The following is a 20,908-nucleotide window of genomic DNA, read 5'->3' on the forward strand; positions in this document are numbered from 1 at the left end:
GACCTGGACCGACGCTCCGGTCAAAATCGTTCGAAAAGGGAGAAAACAATGCGTGAAGCCGTCATCGTTTCCTATGCACGCACGGGCCTCGCGAAATCCGGCCGCGGCGGGTTCAACATCACCCCGCCGATGTCGCTCGCGGCCCACGCCATCCAGCACGCGGTCGAGCGCGCCGGCGTCGAGAAGGACTATGTCGAGGATTGCTATCTCGGCAATTGCGCCCATGGCGCGCCGAACATCGGCCGCCAGGCCGCGCTGCTGGCAGGAATGCCGAAATCGACCGGGGGCGTCTCGGTGAACCGGTTCTGCTCGTCCGGTCTCCAGACCATTGCGATGGCCGCCAACTCGATCCGCTCGGACGGTTCCGACTGCATCGTCGCAGGCGGCGTCGAAAGCATCTCGATGCCGGGCGGCGGCACGCCAAAGGAATCGATCGATCCCGAGCTGCTCAAGACGGCGCCGGCGATCTTCATGGCGATGATCGACACCGCCGATATCGTCGCCGAGCGTTACAATCTCAGCCGTGAATATCAGGACGAATATTCGCTGGAGTCGCAGCGCCGCATGGCCTCCGCGCAGCAGGCGGGCAAGTTCAAGGACGAGATCGTCCCGATGAAGACCAAGATGAAAGTGGTCGACAAGGCAACCAAGGCCGAGTCGATCGTCGACTACGTCGTCGATCGCGACGAGTGCAACCGGCCCGAGACCACGCTGGAAGGTCTCGCCAAGCTCGAGCCCGTCAGGGGCCCCGGCAAGTTCGTCACCGCCGGCAATGCCAGCCAATTGTCGGACGGTGCCGCGGCCGTGGTGCTGATGGAAGCCAAGGACGCGGAGAAGCGCGGCCTCAATCCCATGGGCCGCTTCGTCGCCTGGGCGGCGGCGGGCTGCGAGCCGGACGAGATGGGCATCGGCCCGATCTTTGCCGTGCCGAAGTTGTTGAAGCGTCATGGCCTGAAGATCGACGACATCGATCTCTGGGAGCTCAACGAAGCCTTCGCCAGCCAGTGCCTCTATTCGCGCGACAAGCTCGGCATCGATCCCGCCAAGTACAACGTCAATGGCGGCTCGATCGCGATCGGTCATCCCTTCGGCATGACCGGCGCACGTCTCACCGGCCACATCCTCCAGGAAGGCAAGCGCCGCAAGGCCAAGTGGGGCGTCGTGACGATGTGCATCGGCGGCGGCCAGGGCGGCGCGGGACTGTTCGAGATTTATAGCTGAGACAGCCGACAGGACTGCGAAGGGCACGGCGCGGCAAGCGCCGTGCCCTTTTGTTTGAGCACCAGGTCAGGCGTGTACTCTTTGGGTCACCGGTTTTGTGGGATCAAGCGGCTGAAGGATGGTAGTCTAAGACAAAGCTTGATGATGAGAGGAAGGGCGAGGACCGGGATGACGCACGCAGCGACATAACCTTCCGCCAGCGACGGCAGACCGAAGCTCGCCGCTGCCCACACGAGCGTGACGTTGCGGTTTCCGCTCACGAGACCGATGGTACCGGCGGTTTGCCACCCCAGTCTCGCGAACGTCATGGCAGCGAGGACGCACAGACCGAAATTGAACACGATCGCCGCGGCGAGCATCACGTCGAAACGCAGGGCGTTGCTGGTCCATTGCGCCCGTATGCCTTGCGAGGTGGCAAGCCCCACGATCATGAGCCCGACAACGGCGATCCCGGTGGCGGCGCTTTGATCGGGCAGAACGGGAATCACATGACGACGAAACCTCATGGCTAAGAAGGCCACCAGGCCTGCAGCGCCGATAATGCTGAAGAGCCGGATCGCCAGCCCGGCCATGTCGAATGCAATTCCAAGTCCGAGCACCGTGGCAAAACTCGGAATCGAGATCGGCGTGAGCAAGGTCAGTGCGATGGAAACGAGCAGTGCGAGACGTGGTCGCAAACCGAGCATTCCGGCGATCGCAGCGGCGCTTCCGACCGGCGGCGCCAGCAGTGAAAGCAGAACGCCGGCCCGCAGCGCAGGATCAAGCGGAGCAAAGGACAGCAGAATCGCAGCAGCGAATGGCAGCACCAGGCCAACCCAGGCAAGCACCACGCCCATCAGGAGCGGACGAATGCTGGCTTCAGAGGGGGCAAGACCCGCCGTAAGAAACGAGCCCAGCGTCAGAAGAAATGCCGAAAAAGGCAAAAGATCGTAGCCGAGACGAGCGAAGGGAGTGATCACCAGCCCTGCGCAAAGCGAGATCACCAGGAGCATGGGTCCTTGTCCGCCAAGCGTGGACAATATCCGGCCAACGTACATATCAGCTCCTCAGGACTTGCGCATCGACGACGATGCGTCTTCTGATTTCAGTCATGTCGGCCGCCATTGCGAACGTCAGAAGAATCCGGCGCTCAAATCCAGGCCGTAGGTTCGTGAGAGCACGAACACAAAGGCGCACGCTGCGCACAACAAGAGGGCGTGCTTCGCCAATTCGGCACCGATGACCGAGAGGACCGTGCGGGAAATCGTGCGTATGATTGCTGGCATGTTGCCTCCTGGTTTTTCAAATCCCATGAATCGGCTGCATGTCGCGGCCGTCAGTCGGTGTGCGAAGCGAGGATCAGGGGCGGATCACCTCGCTCGGTCGACGCGCGCTGAATGAGGATCGCGCCGATCACATGAACGATGCCGAATCCCAGCAGAATGAGGATCATCAGGCGCGTCTCGCCGCCTGCTCGCTTTCTGTCATGCGATGCCGGAGATCTGACCCGAATTGGAGACGCAGCACGGTTGTGATTGTTCACGATTGTCCTCATATGCTTTGCTGTCGCTCGTCCCGATCGCCTACGGCGCCGGCGGGTTCGAAATGTAGTGGGTAACGAAATCGTCGGAGGCGAGGTTGGCTTGGCGCTCTCGGGGCGCCTTGCTCATTGCCGCGAAGGCAATCACCAGCGCCAGGAGCGAGCCATAGAAGGCGACCACTCCAAGTCTCCACATCGAAACCAATCGCTGTTCTTGGTCGGACGCGAGAAACCTCTGCGATTGTTTTCCCTGCTGTGCGATGTCGGTCAATGCGACCTCCTGTTTGATGGCTGTTGTGATGCCGGCGTGCGATCAGTCGTCTCCGAAAAGGAGCGGTGCGACGGGCGGCGCCGACTGCGAAGCGGCCCTGAGTGTCGGGTGTGCAAAGGTCGTCAACGCTGCGTCGAATCCGGCGAGGACCACGAACAAGCCAACGACGATCATGATGAGGTGATGCGCGCGCACGCTGATTTCCGGATGAAATTGCTCCGCGTCGATCAACCAACCGGCATCTCGTCGCGATGCGATCTGAACCCACTGTCGTCGTCGCCGGCGTCACTCGGCCGTCACTGCAGCGTTAATATTGTTCGCTAAGGCGGCAATTCGTGTAGGATGTATATCCGTGAGCGCATCTGCTTATTTTCGAGGCGGAATGACCGAAACTGCACCCGCGCCCAGCCCAAATTTTACTCTCGCACTTCTTGGACGTTTTGAACTGATCGGGCCGGACGGCGCCGTCAGCTTGCCGAACAAGAAGCTCGCGGGATTGCTGGCCTATCTGGCCTGCACGGCACCTCAGCCTCAGCACCGCGAAAAACTCTCGACCTTGCTGTGGGGATCGCACTTCGAAGCGCAGGCGAAGCAAAACCTGCGACAGGCGCTGTTCAAGCTACGTCAAGTTCTTGGTCAGAGTGCTCTCAGGAGTGACGGCGAATTCATTTCGTTGAATGCCGTTGTGATCACCTGCGATGTGCCGCAATTCGAGCGGCTTGTCAGAAAGGACAGCCGTGACGCGCTGTCCGCGGCGGCAGATCTCTATCGCGGGCGCCTCGTCGATGACATCGTGGTCAACGCGGAGGGCTGGAGCGAGTGGCTGGCCGGCGAACGCGAGCGGTTATCGGAGCTGGCTGTCGGCGCGATGGTGGCGCTCGGCGAGCATGAACTGTCCGAGGGACGTGCCGGCGATGCTCTGCTCGCCGGCCAGCGTGCCAATGCCCTCAACAGCATGCGCGAGGATGCGCACCGCCTGATCATGCGCGCGTTGTCCGCGGCCGGCCGCAACGCCGAGGCACTCAAATATTATCAGGCCGTCGTTGCCTTGCTGAAGCAAGAGCTCGGCACCGTGCCCGATGCGGCGACCACCGCCCTGGCTGCGGAGTTGCGCAAGGTCCAGGAGCAGAAGATCGTTCTGCCGGCAGCGGAGGCGACGGCAGACCTTTCGCACCGGGCGGAGCACGTGATCGGCAACGACAGGCCCTCCGTGGCGGTGCTTCCGTTCCGCAACATGGGTGGTGACGCCGAACAGGACTACTTCGCCGATGGCGTCACTGCAGACATCATCACCGCTCTATCGCGCTTTCGCGAGCTGGTGGTGATCGCGGCCGGATCGAGCTTTGCCCTTCGGGACAAGGGAATGACCAGCCGGCAGATTGCGCAGCAACTCGGTGCGCAATACGTCCTGAGCGGTCATATTCGCAAAGCGGGCAACCGCATTCGCGTCTCGACCGAGCTCACTCATACCGGAAGCGAGGCCCAGGTCTGGTCCAATCGCTACGATCGCCCCCTGATCGACATCTTCGACCTGCAGGACGACGTCAGCAGCAGTGTTGCCGCAGTCGTCGATCCCGCCGTTCGTAGCGCCGAGATCGAACGTGCACGCCGCAAGCCGCCAACTGATCTTTCGGCCTATGATCTGTATTTGCGCGGCCTTCACCACTTATGGGGCGGCACCCGCGAAGGCATCGTCAAGGCCATCGATCTGCTTCGGCGGTCTCTGAGCCTCGATCAGGAGCGAACGGCGACGCTGGCGGCGCTGGCTTGGGGACTCGTGATGGCTCCGCCGCTCGGCGCCAACATGTCTGCGGATGCCGCGTCCGAGGCGGTCGGTCTGGCGCGCCGCGCCGTCGAGCAGGATAGTGGGGACGCTTTCGCCCACGCTGTCTATGGCTTCACGCTGTTTGGGCCCGCCGGCGACAACGATCAGGGGCGCATTCACGCCAGCGAAGCCGCAAGGCTCAATCCGAGTTCGGCCTTCGCATGGGGTGTACTCGGAATGATCGACAGCATGGGAGGCGATTATGCCAACGCACTCGCATGCCTGCATCGGTCTCTCGTCCTCAGCCCCGAGGACAGCATGCTCCATATGTGGATGACGGGATTGACCGCGTCCTACTTTGCTCTCGGGCAGTACGAGGAGGGCGTTGCCTGGGCGCGCAAGTCGGTTCGGCACAATCCGAGCAACGGCACCGGGCATCGCATGCTCGCGGCAAACCTGGTCGGGGTCGGCCGGCTGGAGGAAGCCCGCGAGGTCACCCGGGTTCGCGATGCGGCACAAAAAACGACGATCCGCGATCTGCGCGCCATGCGCTTTTTCAAGCAGCACGAGGCGCTTGAACGCTACCTTTCGGCCCAGCAGATAGCCGGCGTGGCCGACTGAGCCTCAAGCGCCGAGTGCAACGAGCAGTGTGCGCACGGTCATGAAGACCAGGATGACCGAGCCTACGGTCCACAGCATTGCGCGAATGTCGTGAATTTGCCCGGTGAGATAGGCGAGAAAATGCAGCAGGCGTGAGGCAACGTAGCCGTAGAGCAGGCATTGCGCGAGAAGCAGCGACGGCTTTGTGAGAACATAAAGAAAGCCCGCGACCAGGAAATACGGCAGGCTCTCGAGATCGTTCATCTGGATCCGGCGGATCCGCTCCACATCTTCGTTGGGAAGAAGCTGCGCCGGATCGGGTGCGGGATTCAGTGGTGTCTTCTTGATGTCCTCCGGCGAACGGTAGCCGCCTTGGGCCCTCACCATCCGGACTACGGTGAGCCACGACATCGCCACGGCCTTGAGGATGATCAAGCTGGCGGCAACGACATAGGTAGCGAAGAGGGGATCGTGAAGATTGATTCCGTCCAATTTGGTACCCCGCTCCGGCAGGGCCATACTACATGTCCGAGCGGGTTGCGCCACTACGTAAAGGCAGCCGCCAGTCCAGTCCCAGCCTGATCTCGCCTTACGCCTTCGCCAGCGCCGTGCCTTTTGCTTTCGGCGCGTGCTTACGCGGCGACTCAGCCGTGCTTCTCGATCGCGACAGGTCGAAACACCCACTCGCGCCAGACCACCAGCAACGCCGACATGATCACGGGACCCAAAAACAAGCCCAGGAGGCCGAAGGCAGCCAGGCCCCCGAAGATTCCGACGAACGCGAACAGAAACGGCAGCCGCGCCGAATCGCCGACCAGGGTCGGCCATACGAAATGATCGCCGGCCAACATGACGATCGCGCCCCAGAAGAAGACGCCCGCGGCTGCGAAGCCGCTGCCTCCGCCAGAAACCAGGACCACCGCCGCGGCGGTGAAAGCCAGCCAGGCGCCGAAGGGAAGCATCGCGAAGGCCGTGGTCAATATCGTGAATACGATGGCGTGCGGCACGCCCGCGACGAAATAGGCCACGCCGATCAATAATCCCTCGCCCGCGGCGACCAGCACCGTGCCGTTCACGGTGCCGCGGATCGCATCGACCATTTGCTCGGCGAGACCCTCTCCCGCCTCACCGAAAAGTCGATCGCAGGTTTCCAGCACGCGGCCCGAGATCGACCGGCCGTTGCGCAGCAGGACGAACAAGGCCACCAGCGAAAAGAACAGAAGAAACAGGCGATGAAGCAGCTGTCCGCCGAACGTTCGAAACAGTTCCGATGCGTTGTCTGCATTGACGCTTTTCAGCCATGCGGTCGCGGCTTTGGGATCGGAAAGATTGCTGCGCCACCACTGCTCGATGCTGTCTGCGGCGATCGGAAGGCGGGCGAGCCAATCGGGCACTTCGATCCCGCTCTCTCCGGCCTGTTTCATCCAGCCCACGAGCAGATCGCCTTGTTGCGCGATCTGATAGACGGCAAGCGACATCGGCGTAAACAGGATGAGGGCGACGACGAGCGTGAAGACCAGTGGGGCCAGGCTGGACCGGCCGGAGCTCACGCGTGCCGCAAACTTGGTGTAGAGCGGCCACAGGCTGGTTGCGAGAATCGCGGCCCAGATCAATGCGGGGAGAAATCCCGCCGCCGTCCACAACGCCAGTGCGACGAGCGCGAGGGCAAGCACGACCCGTGCGTTCATGCGCGCGCCCGCGCCCGTGGGCAGCGGCTTTCGCTCAGTCGTGTTCGGGCCGCCCTCGCTCCGCACGGCGTCGCTCCGCTTGGGCGGACGCTGCTTCGATGCCACGGATTTCACTCGTTCGGCCATTTGAAGTCACTGGGTGCGGGAGCTGCAGTGTCGAACTGTCAGCAGGAGAAACGCCGGGTCCAGGCTTCAAGCCGCAACGAGGGGCTTCGGTTCCCGCTCGGGAAGAAGTCGCAATGAGGTAGCGCCCTGCATCGGGCGCCACCGTGCACCGCCGGCTGGAAATCGCGTTCGCGGTTTACGCCTGCGCCAGCGCCGGTGCGAACACCACCTCGATCAGTGAGCCGGAGTTCGCCGCGCTCTTGATGTTGAAGCGGGCGCGGTTGGCTTCGACGAGGGCCTTGGTCAGCGACAGGCTCAGCGCTGAATTGTCTTCGGCATCGCCAGGCGGTGGGGTCCGGAACGGCTCCATCGCGGCGGCGACTTCGCGCTCGCTGAGGCCATGGCCGGTGTCGCGGATGCGAAGTGCGACCTCGCCGCGATCGGTGAGCGCGGTCGAGACGATCACCTGGCCGCCGGCGCTGGCGAGCCGGATCGAGTTCGAGATCAGGTTCATGGTGATCTGCCGCATCGCGCGCGCATCCGCGCTCACCTGCGGCAGCGCGTGGCCGAGCGAGGTGCGGATGATGATGCGCTCGCGATTGGCCTGCGGCTGCATCACCACCACGCAGGCCTCGACGAGGTCGTTGAGGTTGAGGTTGGCGAAGTTGAGGTCGAGCTTGCCGGTCTCGATCCGCGACAGCTCGAGCAGGTCGTCGATGATGGCGATGACGCGCTCGCCGGAGGCGCGGATGTCCTTCATGTACTCGCCGTAGCGCTCGTTGCCGAGCGTGCCGAAGCGCTCCGAGATCATCACCTCCGAAAAGCCGATGATGGCGTTGAGCGGCGTGCGGATCTCGTGGCTGATCCGCGCCAGCATGTCGGCCTTGGCGTTCGCCGTGCCTTCGACCAGACGTCGCGCCTGTGTCAGCTCGCTCTCGCCTTGCTTGCTGTGCGAGAGGTCGCGGAACACGGCGAAGAAGTTCGGGCCGTCGGGCCTGGTGCGGCCCATGATCATCGCGAGCGGAATGACGCCGCCCTTCTTCTCGCGTCCCAGCACCTCGCGGCCGTGGTCGAGCAGGCTCGCGATGTCCTGGCTCTTGAGGTTTTCCAGATAGTCGATGACCACATGCTGGCTCTCCGGCGCGAACAGCGTCACCAGATTCTGCTGCATCAGCGCCTCGCCCTCATAGCCGAACAGCGCCTCGGCGCTGCGGTTGCAGGCGTGGATGTTGCCTTCGGCGTCGAACATGACGATGCCCTCGGCCGTGGTGTCGAGGATCGCGGCGAGATCTTCCGCCGCCGCCTCGCCGGCGTCGGGCTCCGGCGCGGTGGGGAAAGTCTCGGGGACAATGGTCTCGGCGATGACGGTCTCGGCGATCACGGGCGCAACGGCCGCTGCCTGCGGCAGCGCGCAGATCAGCGCATGCGCGCTCTCGCCGTCCCAGTCGATCGCGTGCAGATGCGCCTCGGTGGTCGGCAGCGGCGCTTCGCCATTGGCGAGCGTCGCGCTGATCGTGACAGGCGTGCCTGCTTGCGACGTGCTGCTGGCCGCCGACACGCCCGGCTCGACATAGAGCGCATCCAGCCCGCCGGCGTTCTCCAGTGCGCTCAGGCTGGCATAGCCCATGCGCGCGAGAAAGGCGGGGTTGGCGTAGAGCAGGCGGTCGAGCCGGTAGATCAGGATGCCGGTCGGCAGCAGATCAACCAGCGCGCGGTCGCGCGTGCTGTGGCCGTGTGCGGGCGGCGCGGGCGCGCTCAGCCATTCGGCCGGCGCGTGCGGCGGTTCAGCCTCAGACTTGGGCTCCGGCGTCGGCGCCTCGGGCGTGATCTCGGCATCCGCCGGCTCGGCCGACGCCGCGATGGTTTCCTTGTCGCGTTCGAGGCGCTCGGACAATTGCCGGGCGAGCTCGTTGAATGCGCTGTTCTCGACCGGCGTCAGCGTCGGCGATCGCGTGTCGCCAGGCGCGCGGAACGGCAGGACATTGGGAGGCGTTTCCACTGGCGTTTCCGGATCGGTTGGATGTGAATTCGCGTCGGTGATGGGGTCGGGCAGTTCAGCTTCAGGCTCAGGCTCAGGCTCAGGCTCAGGCTCAGGCTCAGGCTCAGGCTCAGGCTCAGGCTCAGGCGCGGGCGGCTCGATCGGCGGAGGCGGCGGCGCCTCTAGCTTTGGCTCGGGCTCCGGCTCGACCACATCGGCCGACAGGCTTTGCGGCGCCGCCGGTTCGGCCAAAAGCTCAAAACGCCGGAGCGCATCGAGCCGGTTGAGGCCGTCGAGATCGCGGCAGACCCCAAAACCCCTGAAGCCCGCGAAATTGCGTTCGCCGTCGTAAACCGGAAGCCCGGCAAGCTCGACCGGCAGATGCTCGCCGCCGTCGGCCGGCCAGTTCACGGTGATCCCGGCCCATGTATCCTTGCTGGCAAGCGCCTGCGCCACGCGGCCTTCAGGGTCGAGCGCGAATGCGTCGGCGATCTCGTGCCAGGGGCGGTCGAAGCCGGCGGCCGTGCGCGGACCGATCAGGTGGATGAATTCGTCGGAGAGAAGCGCAAAGCGGCCCTCTGCATCCACCTTCCAGAGGAAGCGCAGCGGATGCTGACGCGGTGCGGGCGGCTCTTCGTGGCCCGACGGCGGTTCGACCATGCCGCTCACGGTCGGCGCGGCCTGCGGCGACACCATGGCTTCGGCCGAGTTTTCAACCGGAGTTTCTGGCGCGGCTTCGGCCGCTTCCTCGACGGCTTGCTGGATCGTCACGATCTCGGTCGCCGGCTCGCGCGCGGGCGGTTCGTGCGCGATCGTCGCGCTTGCTTCCGGCGCGTCGACCGGCTCGGCAAACGCGTCGAACAGCGCGATTTCGGATGGCGCCTCCTGCGACGGCGCTGCTTGAACATGCTCCGGCGCCGCGGCTGGAGCAGGCGGCGGCGCAGGCTCTGGCTGAGCAATGTCTTCGCGCGCGGCCTCTTCAGCGGCCTCCGGTTCGAAATCATCAGTCGCAGCCGCCGCCTGCTGCACCGCAGGCTCGATCAGCGCGACCAGGCCGATATCGGCCCCGCTGCCGACCCGCTGCAGCACCATCTGGCCGATGCCGATCGGCGTCTCGGCGCGGCCCTGGCGAAGCGCATCGCTGCGCGCCTGTTCGAGGCCGGCTTCGCCTAGATCGCGGAAGCCAAGCAGGGTACGGGCGGTTTCGCTGGCGCCGACGAACAGACCGTCGGGCGCGAACGCCGCCATCGGCGTCTTGGCGCCGTCGACCAGACGCAGCAGCCGCTCGACCAGCGGCATGGTGCGCAAGCCCGGGTCCATCGCGGTGACGAGCACGGCGCGGCCGCCATCGGCGAAGTCGAGCCGGGCACAGGCGCAGGTCATCAGCGTTCCGAGCCGGGCGCCGAAGCCGCGCAGCCGTTCGAGCCGGATCGCCCCGTTCGGAGGCAACCGGCCGGCAAGCCGGATGATCTGGCGGCGGTGGCTGTCGGCCGGACCGAAGTTCTTCTCTGCCAACGCCGTGGCATTGGCCGCGCCGAACAGCCTTGCGCCGACCGGATTGGCCCAGAGCACGCGCGTGCCGTCGATCGACCAGAGCCAGGCGGGCAGCGGCGAGGTCGCGTGCACGGCCAGCCGGGGATCGCCCACGCCTCGCAACTGGAAATCCGAACTCGTCATCCGACCGGCTTCGCGTCCCGCTTGTGCGCATCAGGCTGCCGGGAATGGCAGCCTTAAGAAAGGGTTAGTATCGCCCGCAGCCGCGGGCAGGTCCACGGCCCCAGCCTATGCGCCAAGGCCTAAAGCCGCGATAACCTTAATGTCCCCAGGCCCGCAAGGCGGGCCGACACTGCATCCGCAGGATTCGCACGTCGGGGAAGAAGTGAGCTGGAGAATCTGGCTTGGACCGGTGGGTGCTCCGGGCTCGGTCTAACCTCGCCCGCTTGCGGGAGAGCACAGGCCGCCTACGGCGGCCGTCTCTTAGGGAACGCCGAGGCGAAGCCTCGGCTATTGCCGAAGGCGCGGGTGAGGGCTCTCTCCGCGTTGGGGCTTTCCCATTGCGGAGATACCCTCTCCCCAACCCTCTCCCGCAAGCGGGAGAGGGAGCGGACCGCCTTCTGGGTCGCGCCCAAACACCTCAACCACCGGTTCCCCAGCCCGGGAACCTCATCCTCCCCGAGATTAAATTTGCGCAACGCACCCCAAAACCCGTTGCGTTGCACAATGTTGACATTTTAGGCAGGCATTGGTTCGGGCGCTGGGCGAGCCATCATTCGTTTTGTGTTTCCAGTCTTCGCACCCGTCACCCGGTTGGCCGGCGGGCGCGCCTGAAGGCTCACTCCGTTTTTTCATTAGTGTGAGGGATACCCATGACAGGTGCGACTGATCCGTTTTCTGCCTCGATCATTCCGTTCGAGGTCCCCGAGCAGGTGCGTGCGTTCGCCGAAAAGGGCGTGTCGCAGGCCCGCGAGAACTACGCCAAGTTCAAGGACGCCGCCGAAACCCACAACGGCACCGTCGAGGCCGTGTTCTCGTCCGCCCACAAGGGCGTGAGCGAATACACCGCCAAGCTGATGGAGTTCGCGAAGGCCAACACCAAGGCCCATCTCGACTTCACCCAGGAGCTGTTCAGCGTGAAGGCGCCGCAGGATGCGTTCGCGCTGTGGACCAACCATTCCAAGGCGCAGCTCGAGACGTTCCAGACCCAGGCCCGGGAGCTGGCCGAGCTGACCCAGCGCGTCGCCACCGCGACCGTCGAGCCGATCAAGGCCTCCGCCGCGAAGCTCTACCCCGCCGCCTGATCCGGCGCGGCCGTCTCAATTAAGAAACCCGGGCCGAAAGCCCGGGTTTTGCTTTGGAAATAACCTCGTTTGCGGGACGTTTTGAGGGTGTTGCGGCCTTGCCAAAAACGCCCGTTGCACCTAGTTTCCGCCCCGTCCAGCCCCCCTCGGTGACCGGCCCTATCAAGGGTGCCCCTCGGGCGGCTCGCAAGGATGCAGTTGTAGCTCAGTTGGTTAGAGCGCCTGTCTGTGGAACAGGAGGTCGGTGGTTCGAGCCCACCCAACTGTACCAGTGCAATCAACCGTGCCAGCAGCTTGTTGAACGGATCTGAGCTCAAGCAGCTGTTGCAGCCAAGTTTCTTGAAGTTGCAGGCGCCGCCTAAATGCACCCCACGACTAGTCGCTGACCTCTCCATCCATGTTCAGCAAATCAGCTTCCTGTTCGTCGATGGGATACTTGGAGAGCGCATATTTTTGCTTGAGCGCGAGGTCCGCAAGCATAGGCTTATATGCGGGTGCCAGATCTAGGAATTGAGCTTTTGCCCATTCGCTCTGCTGCACTATGAACACGCTGGCCAGAAAATCGCAGCGAGCCCAAAGGTACTCGAAAAAGGCTGTCTTGAGGTGACCAAGGGATTCGTGTTGACGGTCGGCGCACTGAGCCTTGATGTGCTCAAACGCGCCCTCAATCTCCTTAGTCACTCGGTGAAGGGCCTCTTCCATGCCTTCATCGTCCTTGATCGAGGCAAACTTTGGACTCATCAAGATATCGCCGTACTCCTTTTCGAATTGGGAAATCAACCAAAGCGCATCCTCTACGCACTCAAGCGGGTCATCTTCTCTCTCTTCGGGCAAACCAAGTATATCAGTCTCGTGAATGAACCTATGACGCGCATCGAATACACGCTCTAGCCGATCAAGCTTCGCCGCATACTGCCTATTTAATTCGGAGTCGCCGTTCGTGCCGATGTTTACAAAGTCCCAGGGAAAATCGTGCTGTTTGCCAAGAAGCACAGAAAAGAAGTGGCTTGCCCTCTCGCGATAACTTTCCAGCGTCGAGACGGATATGTTTGCTGCGATGATGTCTGCAAGGCCGAACGTCTTACTTGTCGCCGATATCAAAGTGTCAGTATCTACTTGAATGTCTTTGTAGAGTACTCGCAGCATGTCCGGAAAGTCGTCAAATGCTTCCGCTGCGGCTGCGTAGAAGTACTTAATGTGGCTTTCGAGGCAGGTACAAATCCCAACAAGAAGGTACTTCCGGTAAGATGAGGGTGCACTCGCGTAATCTTCTTTGAGCTGCCAAAGACGTTCTTCTGCAACTCCGGCGGCGTCATGATAAGTAGCGCCGCCTCTGCGTCTTGCGAACCCAGCTATTCTTTGTTGAGAAGCGAGGCGCTTCGGGTTTTTTGACATGGATGGGGCTCAGGTAGTCGGTTGTTTCGCGTCGGTCGAAGCCGTCTCAACGGAAGGTGCTTCAGTCGACGCTGGCTGCGGAGGTGGCGTGGTCACGACGGGAAAGGGCTCCACAATATCCTTGGCGCCGATGTCCAGGGCTCTCTCAAGCAGGGCGTTGAATGCCGCTTCAGTGAGACCTGGCGTTTTTCTTTGCTGATGCATCCGAATGATGTGGTGCGGATTCCAAATCAGCACATGGCTGATGTCGCCCGACTTGCCGGGTTTGATGTCAATGAAGAACAGCTCCTTGAGCAGAAGCATTCGCGTTCGCCATGTGTAGACGGCACGCTGACCAGTGAACCCGGCGGCATGAGCCATCTCCTGGTGCTTCGACAGATTGACCATCGAGTTGTCCCACGTGTCGCACCAGAGGGCGAGATACGTCGAAGAGAGCGGCTTTCCGTTACTCAGGTCATCCATGATCCGAAGGATCAGAGGCATAGTCTTCGGGATGGTGGCAAAGCCTTTGTTGGCCTTGCGATGCCAGAGCCACGCGTCTGCTCCCGGCCACAACGCTTCGCGCTGGGCAAGCTGCTTTGCGACGATCGCCTTGCCTGCGGCGACTGTGGGCGCGACTGCCATAGAAGACGTCCTTCCTAAAGAGGGGGCGGGGCCGGGGTGGAGACCGGCTCCTAGGTGAGGTTCCCTCGGCATCGAGTTTGGATCCCGATGCTTAAAAATGGAATTTAAAGCAAAGTTCAATAAAATCAATGACTTAGATATTTACTTATCGCGATCGAGTTGCAGTCAATTGCACTTCATGCCATCGAATTTTCATGAACCAGCGTAACTCATCCTACCGAGTTTTGTCAGATCGATCGCGTTTGGGCAAAAAAATGTAGCGAGCACAGCGCCTTAAGGAGGGCGGCCCTGTACTCGATGTGCTGATGTGCTGAATGGTGCTAAGTTGTGCTCGATGTGCTCGTAGCGGAGCCGGCCCTAGGCCTCTCCGAAAATGAGCGAGCGATCAAGTGCGCTGCCAGTGCTCGTAGCTCGTAGTTGAGCTCTTGCGAAACCCATCTCTTCTTGGCCGCCCGGTCCGTGAGCCCGTCATAATGCGTGAGCAACGGCTGCTTCCGTTCCGCTAGATTGAAGGTGAAGTAGGATGTACCCGGAACGAAGTTGCGGCGGTGTCGCTGTTACTGTGTGACGCTGCGACGAAATAGATTAGATGGGATTGCAAAGGCTCCACTCATCCTACGGGCTAGTTGCGCGGACGAAAATCCCGCCGCGGTTGCGGTTCAATCTCGTGCATCGCAAGCAGCTCCTGTGCGAGAATCGATGTTGCGTAACCGATCTCCTCAACACAAGCGGACGCGCCTGTCTCGACTTCGGTCGGCGAGAAGGCGAGGACAGGAATACCAGAGACAACCATTGTTCGGGCTCGGACTCGGGTGTGAAGGTCCTCGGGCAGCGCGCGGTTAGGTGCATGGCACTCAACTCCCAGCCATCTGAAATCACCCTTCATGCAGACCTTCAGCACGAAAGCTGGTGTGAAATCCCGAATCCTCTGTTTGACGCCCCATAACGTGCCCCAGTCGGGGCTACTTTGTGCCCCCCAAGCACACTGATAGCGGATTTCGTTATACCCGTCGGTTCCTTCCAACACGAGGTACGCGGCAAGCCGAGCAAGAAGCGGGTCATCCGCTTCTTCGGTTGCGAGAAAAAGATCATCTCCGAATCTCTCAAGCAGCCCTCGCGCAGCTTGAATATTTGCGATCACAGTACCGGTATCATTGCGGCTTGCAGCAATTGCTTCGGCAATGGCGTCAACAATGACTTCTTCACCACGCTCCGCGACCGCTTCATAAAAGCCGGCATCCGGAATCGGGATTCCGTGCTCTGACAACTTGTTAGTTGTCGCGAGCACGATCTTCCGGAAAAAGCCTGGATGCCACCCGCGAACCGGGTTGAGGTCTGATGTGTTGCCGCTCATGTCACCTTCGTGGCCCGAGGTCTATGACTTAGATACATACTCCTAAATTTGGTCGACCTAAATCGCTTTCGGAATTACGGTGACTGTGCACAAAACTCCCGACGCGGGGAGTGCCCCATCCGCAACGCTGCTCAAAGCCAGTTTGTCCGCCGTCACCGTAGCTCCCCAGTTCGCAATGCGCTATCGGTAGCTTGCCAAAGACGTTTATGGACAAGCAAGCCAGGCGAAAATATCGTGAGTTTCTTCGAGCGTCTCAAGACAGCAGCATCCGTCGAGTGGCGGGCTTACACCGAGCATCGCTTCACGAACGGACTGGCGGACGGCTCGCTTCCCGAAGCGGCGTTTCGTCACTACCTCGTTCAGGACTATTTGTTCCTCATCGAGTTTGCTCGCGCCTACGCGCTCGCGGTCTACAAGTCGCCCAAGCTCGCCGACATGCGTGAAGCAGCAGCCGGCCTTTCGGCCATCCTTGATGTCGAGATGAACCTGCATGTGAAGCTCTGTGCCGATTGGGGTCTATCGCCGACCGATCTTGAACAGGCCCCTCCGGCGGCCGAGATGCTGGCCTATACTCGCTACGTGCTCGACGCGGGAATGCGCGGCGACCTGCTGGCACTCAAGGTGGCGCTTGCCCCCTGCGTGATCGGGTACGCGGAGATCGCAACGCGGCTCGCCTCGCTCCCCCTCGCGGACGCTGCGACGAACGCCTACCGCGTCTGGATCGCCGAATACGCCGGCGCGCCGTACCAGGAGGTCGCCGCCAAAGCGCGGGCGCACATGGAGCATCTCGCCGATCTCTACGCCACGCCGGCGCGCGAGGCGGAGCTGATCGTGATCTTCAAGGAAGCCACGGCTCGAGGCGGACTTCTGGGAGATGGCCTGGCGCGAGGGCCAGCGTGTTCAATAGCCCTTTCGGCAGTCTAGCAACCCAAAACCAAGGTCAATTGGTTTCATGTTTCTGGGGGCACCTGGTCGCTTTGCGTTTCGATGAGGTTTACTAAATGGACGATCATCCCATTCTGGAAGTGCTGGCAAGCTGGCCGGGCCGGGTTTCAACCCAGCTTGCCTTTGAGGCGCGCGGCTTTTCAATCCCGAGGGCGCGGCAGGACAGGATGATCGAATTTTGTGGAGGACATCAGACTAATCTGCTCCATCGATATTGGGATGAAGTCGCACTAGAAGCGGTGCAATCGGCGGGAAAGGTTAATTCGGACTCGCGTATATTCAGTATTGAACCGAAATATCGATCTGCCTTTTTGGACGGACTTTTTGCTGCCAGAGATTTTGTCGAACTTCCATACCGGAACCCGCCGCTTGTAAAGTGCCTCTTCGAATACATGAAGAGAAATAATTCTGATGCGGAATTTCGGGATGGTGAGATGGCCTTCATAAGAGAGCTACAGAAGCGTGAGGGTGAGCGCCTGCGAATCCAAACGACAGGATGGACCGGAAAGAAGCGGGGCATTATTCCTTTTGTTGGTGAGTTCTGTACTACGCTTGGTTTTGCACATCGCCGCAATCGTTGGCAAAAAAAACTGGATTGCCATGCTGTCTTCGAGGTTAGCCTTGATCTTGGGGGCGATCCTCAACGTATCGGATCACCTTTGATATTCAAGATTTTCCACGAAGATGATCCGGAATTTGCCTTTGAGATGACAGGAAATTCTCCGTTCGAGCGTCTCATTTACGGAAGCTGGTTATACTCAGCGTGTGCAACTCCCAGCGATCATGTTCTTGGAATCCGCGCTTACATTGAGCTGTTCGACGTTGTCGCCGCGTCGTTTGGGGGTCCTCAGCAAGCCTAGAAGGCGGATTCCAATTTGAAGTGGTATTACGGTGCACCAAACTCCCCGCGTCAGCACATTCTCAATCTGTCGGACTTTGCTTGAATGGACCTACAGATATGCTTTTCTGCCAATTGGCTGGGATGGCTATCGGAAGGCGAGCCGTTGATGGTCGAAGAGGCTGACAAAGCCGTGCGGCTGGCGCGAGTCGATCATCTCGCCGCAAACGTGTTCGGCGATGCGGCGAAGGCGCACCGCTGGCTGCGCAAGCGCAAGAGGCTGCTTCGCGGTGAAACACCGCTGGCTTACCTCGCGACGGAGGCGGGCGCGCGGGTGGTCGAGGAGATGTTGCACCGGATCGATCACGGCATCTTCGCGTAAGGATTTGGCGGATGGCCAGATTTCGACGATCTTTCGGACGCCGCGGTCGGAAGTCACTGGCATCATCTCGGCCGTCACGCGGTCTGCGCCGCGGACTGTCCGATCATCGTATCTTTATACGTATCCAAAACCCCTTTTGGCGGATACGTATGAGTATACGCCACCGACCGTAGCCTTTTGAAACCTGCAAAAGCAGCCATTTTCCTGTGTTTCGCCCGGGGCGAGAACGTGCTCCCTACCTCACCCCGCCACGATCATCACCACCACCGGCAACGTCACCGCCGCCAGCAGCGTGCCCAGCGCCACCGCGCCCGACACCGGGTTCACCAGCCGCTGATACTGAACCGCGAAGATGTACGCATTCGCGCCGGTCGGCATGGCCGCGAACAGCACGACGACGCCGGCCGCGAGCGGCGGCAGGTCGAACAGTCTTGCCAGCACGAAGGCGGCGGCCGGCAACACCAGCAGTTTTAGCGCGCTCATCGCGAGGATGCCGAGCTTCTCGCCCTTGACCTCAAACCGAAACAAATTGATCCCGAGCGCGATCAGCGCCGCCGGCGAGCCCGCCTGCGCCAGCAGCTCGACGGTCCGGTCGACGACGGGATGCAGGCCGAGGCCGGTGAGGCGCCAGACGAGGCCGAAGCCGATCGCCAGCATGATCGGGTTGCGGGCGAGATCCAGCAGCACCGGCACGATCAGCGACGCGGCTGACGCGGTCTGCTTGCGGTCGACCAGCTCCATCTGCAGCGTGCCGCAGAGCCACAGCAGCGGCGTGTTCACCGACAGGATCAGCGCCATCGGTCCCGCCGCCTCGTTGCCCAGCGCCGAGAGCGTGAGGGGAATGCCGAGCATCACGATGTTGCCGTAGACCGAGCCAATCGCGAAAACGACGCCGTCCTCGCGGTCCTCGCGCCGTTGCCGCAGCAGCGCCGACAGCGCCAGCGCCGCGATCCAGGTCAGCGCGAGCGCGCCGTAATAGGCGCCCCACATCCGCCACGGGCTGACACCGGAAAATTCCGACACGACGATGGTGCGGAACAGCAGCGCGGGAATCGCGATGCTGAAGGCGAACTCGCCGATGCCCTTGTGCGCGGTCTCGGAGACGAAGCGAAACAGCACCGCGGCATAACCGGCCGCGATCAGCGCAAACACCGGCGCGACGATCAGCACTGTAGACATGCGCCGCTACGATCCCATCTCGATGATCCTGCGCGCCATGCGCACATTGGCGTAGTCGATCATCTTGCCGTCGAGCGTCACCGCGCCCTGACCCTGCGCCTCGGCCTGCTCCATGGCCTCGACCACCCGCCGCGCGTGCGCGAGCTCAGTGTCGGACGGGACGAAGGCTCGCAGCGTCGGTTCGATCTGGTCGGGATGGATCACCTGCTTGCCGTCAAAACCCATCGCAGCCGCCTTGAGCGCGCTGCTTTCGGTCAGCCTGGCATCGCGGAACGCGCCGCACGGACCGTCGATGGCGCGCAGGCCGAAGGCGCGCGCGGCCACCAGCAGGCGCATCATCGGATAGGCGAACAAATCGAGCGGGGCGGAGGCATAGCCGCTCTCGGCGGAGCCGACGTGGCGGTAGCCGTCCGGCGACGCGCCGATTTCCGAGGAGCGGGCGCCGATCGACGCCGCGAAATCGCCGACACCGAGATGAAGGGCGGCGACGCTGTCGTGCGCGGCGGCGAGCGCGTCGACATTGACGAGGCCCAGCGCGGTCTCGATCAGCAGTTCGAGCGCAACAGGGGAAGTGCGACCGGCCGCGGCCGCGCGCAACTGATCGGCAATGGCGGCGATGTCGCTCGGGCGCTCCGCCTTCGGCACGATCAGCGAATCCAGCCGGGGCAGCGCAGCGAGCTTGCGGATTTCCTGCGCGATGAAGGGGCTGTCGACCGCGTTGATCCTGACGGCGACGACCTTGTTGCCCCAATCCAGCGCGGACAACGCCCGCGCAGCCTCCTCCAGCGCCACGCTCTTCTCGGACGGCGGCACCGCGTCCTCGAGGTCCATGAACACCGCATCTGCGGCCGACGCCGCGGCCTTGGCGACGAGACGGGAGCGATGCGCGGGAACGGCCAGATAGACCCGCGTCGGCCGCTGAGGCGCCATCGTCAGGTCTCCTTTGCGAGACCGAGCTCGCTGAGGATGGATTGGTTGTGCTGCCCGACGTCAGGCACCGGATCCATTCGGGGCGACAGGCCCGGAATGGTGAGAGCCGGCAGGAAGCTCATCACCGGTCCGCTCGGAGACCCCACCGTTTGCACCCGGGAGCGGGCGCGGAGTTGCTCGTGCTCCAGGAAAGCCTCGACCGAATTCAGATGCGCGTTGGCGATCGAGGCCTCGTCGAGCAGCCGCAGCACCTCGTCGCTGCTCATCGCGGCAAAACGCTGCTCGATATGGACCTGCAGATCGTCCCTGTTCTGCATGCGCAGCGGGTTGGTGCGGAAGCGGGCGTGGTCGGCAAAGGCGGCGTCGCCAAGCACGATGGCGCACAGCGATCGCCATTCCCGGTCGTTCTGGATGCCGAAGAAGATCGTGTTGCCGTCGCCGACCCGGAAAGGGCCATACGGCGCTATCGTTGCATGCCTTGCCCCGGTGCGCGGCAGCGGCCGGCCCGTACTCTGCGTGTAGAAGGCGGGATAGCTCATCCAGTCCGTGATGGAATCGAACAGCGAGGCCTGGAAGGCGGTGCCCTTGCCGGTGCGCTCGCGGCGATACAGCGCCATCAGCACGCCGTTGAGGATGTACATGCCGGTGGCGATATCGACAACGGACAGTCCGACCTTGGCGGGCTCGGCCTCGGTGCCGTTGATGGCGAGGACGCCGGCCTCGCACTGCACCAGGAGATCGTAGGCCTTCTTGTTGCTGTAGGGACCGCCCGCGCCATAGCCCGATACGTCGCAGGCGATGATCCGGGGATATTTCCGCAGCAGCGATGCGGCATCGAGGCCCAGCCGCTCCGCCGCGCCCGGCGCCAGGTTCTGGATGAAGACGTCGGCCTGCGGCAGCAGGGCCTCGAGCACCTTCTGGCCTTCGGGGCTTTTGATGTCGATGGCGAGGCTCTCCTTCGACCGGTTGGTCCAGACGAACTGGCTCGACATCCCGTTCATCACGTGATCGTAGTCGCGGCAGAAATCGCCATCCCCCGGCCGCTCGATCTTGATGACGCGCGCACCCCAGTCCGCAAGATGCCGGCTGGCCAGAGGAGCCGCGATCGCCTGCTCGAGCGAGACCACCGTCACGCCCGACAGCGGCAGCTCCGCCTCACTTCGCTCCATGCAATCGTCTCCGCTCCCGCTCACGCTTTCGACCAGCGCAGGAGACAAGCCGACCGCCCCACGCACGTTCTGTGATGATGGCATCATGCTCCTGTTTTGCCCGACGAGTCAAACTTCATTTCGTAAAATCCGCAAATCGCGATCGGC

The 20,908-nt window shown here is 62.4% G+C and carries 17 protein-coding genes, 1 tRNA gene and 1 pseudogene; 7 read left to right on the forward strand and 12 right to left on the reverse strand.

Features of this window, described 5'->3' with window-relative positions; genetic code table 11:
* Positions 1–48: 48 nt before the first annotated feature.
* Positions 49–1,221: a thiolase family protein gene (locus AC0L20_RS07630; protein WP_473288039.1), complete on the forward strand. Its 1,173-nt coding sequence runs from the start codon at positions 49–51 to the stop codon at positions 1,219–1,221.
* A gap of 86 nt (positions 1,222–1,307) precedes the next feature.
* Here the strand turns inward: AC0L20_RS07630 and AC0L20_RS07635 are convergent, their stop codons facing one another.
* From AC0L20_RS07635 to AC0L20_RS07645, 3 genes are all read right to left on the reverse strand, one after another.
* Positions 1,308–2,213, reverse strand: coding sequence for a hypothetical protein (locus tag AC0L20_RS07635; protein ID WP_473288040.1), 906 nt, complete (start codon positions 2,211–2,213; stop codon positions 1,308–1,310).
* Positions 2,214–2,783: 570 nt separating this feature from the next.
* Entirely contained in the window at positions 2,784–3,011 is a 228-nt protein-coding gene (locus AC0L20_RS07640; RefSeq protein WP_473288041.1) for a hypothetical protein, read from the reverse strand.
* 42 nt (positions 3,012–3,053) lie between these two features.
* Positions 3,054–3,242, reverse strand: coding sequence for a hypothetical protein (locus AC0L20_RS07645; RefSeq protein WP_473288042.1), 189 nt, complete (start codon positions 3,240–3,242; stop codon positions 3,054–3,056).
* Positions 3,243–3,324: 82 nt separating this feature from the next.
* Between AC0L20_RS07645 and AC0L20_RS07650 the strand changes: the two genes are divergently transcribed.
* Complete coding sequence (locus AC0L20_RS07650) at positions 3,325–5,397, forward strand: BTAD domain-containing putative transcriptional regulator (RefSeq protein WP_473288043.1); 2,073 nt, start codon at positions 3,325–3,327, stop codon at positions 5,395–5,397.
* 3 nt (positions 5,398–5,400) lie between these two features.
* Here the strand turns inward: AC0L20_RS07650 and AC0L20_RS07655 are convergent, their stop codons facing one another.
* The 3 genes from AC0L20_RS07655 to AC0L20_RS07665 form a co-directional block, all read right to left on the reverse strand.
* Positions 5,401–5,895 (reverse strand): MAPEG family protein, encoded by a 495-nt coding sequence (locus tag AC0L20_RS07655; protein WP_018453569.1) that lies wholly within the window; start codon positions 5,893–5,895, stop codon positions 5,401–5,403.
* A gap of 125 nt (positions 5,896–6,020) precedes the next feature.
* Positions 6,021–7,169 (reverse strand): AI-2E family transporter, encoded by a 1,149-nt coding sequence (locus AC0L20_RS07660; RefSeq protein ID WP_473288044.1) that lies wholly within the window; start codon positions 7,167–7,169, stop codon positions 6,021–6,023.
* Positions 7,170–7,365: 196 nt separating this feature from the next.
* Positions 7,366–10,824 carry a PAS domain-containing sensor histidine kinase gene (locus AC0L20_RS07665; RefSeq protein ID WP_473288045.1) on the reverse strand — a complete coding sequence of 1,153 codons (3,459 nt, stop codon included), beginning with the start codon at positions 10,822–10,824 and terminating at the stop codon, positions 7,366–7,368.
* 689 nt (positions 10,825–11,513) lie between these two features.
* Between AC0L20_RS07665 and AC0L20_RS07670 the strand changes: the two genes are divergently transcribed.
* Positions 11,514–11,945 (forward strand): phasin, encoded by a 432-nt coding sequence (locus AC0L20_RS07670; RefSeq protein WP_456767805.1) that lies wholly within the window; start codon positions 11,514–11,516, stop codon positions 11,943–11,945.
* A gap of 194 nt (positions 11,946–12,139) precedes the next feature.
* Positions 12,140–12,216 (forward strand) — tRNA-His (locus AC0L20_RS07675).
* 104 nt (positions 12,217–12,320) lie between these two features.
* On the opposite strand, the gene AC0L20_RS07680 is transcribed toward AC0L20_RS07675, so the two are convergent.
* The 3 genes from AC0L20_RS07680 to AC0L20_RS07690 all read right to left on the reverse strand — a co-directional run bounded on the left by AC0L20_RS07680 (position 12,321) and on the right by AC0L20_RS07690 (position 15,318).
* Positions 12,321–13,340, reverse strand: coding sequence for a hypothetical protein (locus AC0L20_RS07680; RefSeq protein WP_473288046.1), 1,020 nt, complete (start codon positions 13,338–13,340; stop codon positions 12,321–12,323).
* A 9-nt stretch (positions 13,341–13,349) separates the two neighbouring features.
* Positions 13,350–13,964: a hypothetical protein gene (locus AC0L20_RS07685; protein ID WP_473288047.1), complete on the reverse strand. Its 615-nt coding sequence runs from the start codon at positions 13,962–13,964 to the stop codon at positions 13,350–13,352.
* Between the two features lie 622 nt (positions 13,965–14,586).
* On the reverse strand, positions 14,587–15,318 hold the full coding sequence (locus AC0L20_RS07690; RefSeq protein WP_473288048.1) for a hypothetical protein: 732 nt from the start codon (positions 15,316–15,318) through the stop codon (positions 14,587–14,589).
* 234 nt (positions 15,319–15,552) lie between these two features.
* Between AC0L20_RS07690 and tenA the strand changes: the two are divergent.
* The 3 genes and pseudogenes from tenA to AC0L20_RS07705 all read left to right on the forward strand — a co-directional run bounded on the left by tenA (position 15,553) and on the right by AC0L20_RS07705 (position 17,483).
* Positions 15,553–16,225, forward strand: a pseudogene (gene tenA, locus AC0L20_RS07695) (thiaminase II).
* Positions 16,226–16,319: 94 nt separating this feature from the next.
* Entirely contained in the window at positions 16,320–17,123 is an 804-nt protein-coding gene (locus AC0L20_RS07700; protein ID WP_473288049.1) for a hypothetical protein, read from the forward strand.
* A gap of 84 nt (positions 17,124–17,207) precedes the next feature.
* Positions 17,208–17,483, forward strand: a complete 276-nt coding sequence (locus AC0L20_RS07705) for an antitoxin Xre/MbcA/ParS toxin-binding domain-containing protein (protein ID WP_473288050.1) — start codon at positions 17,208–17,210, stop codon at positions 17,481–17,483.
* Positions 17,484–17,723: 240 nt separating this feature from the next.
* Here the strand turns inward: AC0L20_RS07705 and AC0L20_RS07710 are convergent, their stop codons facing one another.
* Genes AC0L20_RS07710 through AC0L20_RS07720 form a run of 3 tightly spaced genes read right to left on the reverse strand, consistent with a single transcriptional unit; the run spans position 17,724 to position 20,761 of the window.
* Complete coding sequence (locus AC0L20_RS07710; protein ID WP_473288051.1) at positions 17,724–18,662, reverse strand: AEC family transporter; 939 nt, start codon at positions 18,660–18,662, stop codon at positions 17,724–17,726.
* A 6-nt stretch (positions 18,663–18,668) separates the two neighbouring features.
* Positions 18,669–19,592 carry an HpcH/HpaI aldolase/citrate lyase family protein gene (locus tag AC0L20_RS07715; RefSeq protein ID WP_473288052.1) on the reverse strand — a complete coding sequence of 308 codons (924 nt, stop codon included), beginning with the start codon at positions 19,590–19,592 and terminating at the stop codon, positions 18,669–18,671.
* Positions 19,593–19,594: 2 nt separating this feature from the next.
* A complete protein-coding gene (locus AC0L20_RS07720) occupies positions 19,595–20,761 on the reverse strand; it encodes a CaiB/BaiF CoA transferase family protein (protein WP_473288053.1) in 1,167 nt (388 codons plus the stop codon).
* Positions 20,762–20,908: the final 147 nt, after the last annotated feature.

This window comes from Bradyrhizobium sp. Kon58 (assembly GCF_055807455.1).

What these genes read in the sequence shown, in the direction of transcription:
- AC0L20_RS07630 (WP_473288039.1), top strand. Translation starts at nt 49, where the DNA reads ATGCGTGAAGCCGTCATCGTTTCCTATGCACGCACGGGCCTCGCGAAA.
- AC0L20_RS07635 (WP_473288040.1), bottom strand. Translation starts at nt 2,213, where the DNA reads ATGCTCCTGGTGATCTCGCTTTGCGCAGGGCTGGTGATCACTCCCTTC.
- AC0L20_RS07655 (WP_018453569.1), bottom strand. Translation starts at nt 5,895, where the DNA reads ATGGCCCTGCCGGAGCGGGGTACCAAATTGGACGGAATCAATCTTCAC.
- AC0L20_RS07665 (WP_473288045.1), bottom strand. Translation starts at nt 10,824, where the DNA reads ATGACGAGTTCGGATTTCCAGTTGCGAGGCGTGGGCGATCCCCGGCTG.
- AC0L20_RS07670 (WP_456767805.1), top strand. Translation starts at nt 11,514, where the DNA reads ATGACAGGTGCGACTGATCCGTTTTCTGCCTCGATCATTCCGTTCGAG.
- AC0L20_RS07680 (WP_473288046.1), bottom strand. Translation starts at nt 13,340, where the DNA reads ATGTCAAAAAACCCGAAGCGCCTCGCTTCTCAACAAAGAATAGCTGGG.
- AC0L20_RS07685 (WP_473288047.1), bottom strand. Translation starts at nt 13,964, where the DNA reads ATGGCAGTCGCGCCCACAGTCGCCGCAGGCAAGGCGATCGTCGCAAAG.
- AC0L20_RS07690 (WP_473288048.1), bottom strand. Translation starts at nt 15,318, where the DNA reads ATGAGCGGCAACACATCAGACCTCAACCCGGTTCGCGGGTGGCATCCA.
- AC0L20_RS07700 (WP_473288049.1), top strand. Translation starts at nt 16,320, where the DNA reads ATGGACGATCATCCCATTCTGGAAGTGCTGGCAAGCTGGCCGGGCCGG.
- AC0L20_RS07705 (WP_473288050.1), top strand. Translation starts at nt 17,208, where the DNA reads ATGGACCTACAGATATGCTTTTCTGCCAATTGGCTGGGATGGCTATCG.
- AC0L20_RS07710 (WP_473288051.1), bottom strand. Translation starts at nt 18,662, where the DNA reads ATGTCTACAGTGCTGATCGTCGCGCCGGTGTTTGCGCTGATCGCGGCC.
- AC0L20_RS07715 (WP_473288052.1), bottom strand. Translation starts at nt 19,592, where the DNA reads ATGGCGCCTCAGCGGCCGACGCGGGTCTATCTGGCCGTTCCCGCGCAT.
- AC0L20_RS07720 (WP_473288053.1), bottom strand. Translation starts at nt 20,761, where the DNA reads ATGGAGCGAAGTGAGGCGGAGCTGCCGCTGTCGGGCGTGACGGTGGTC.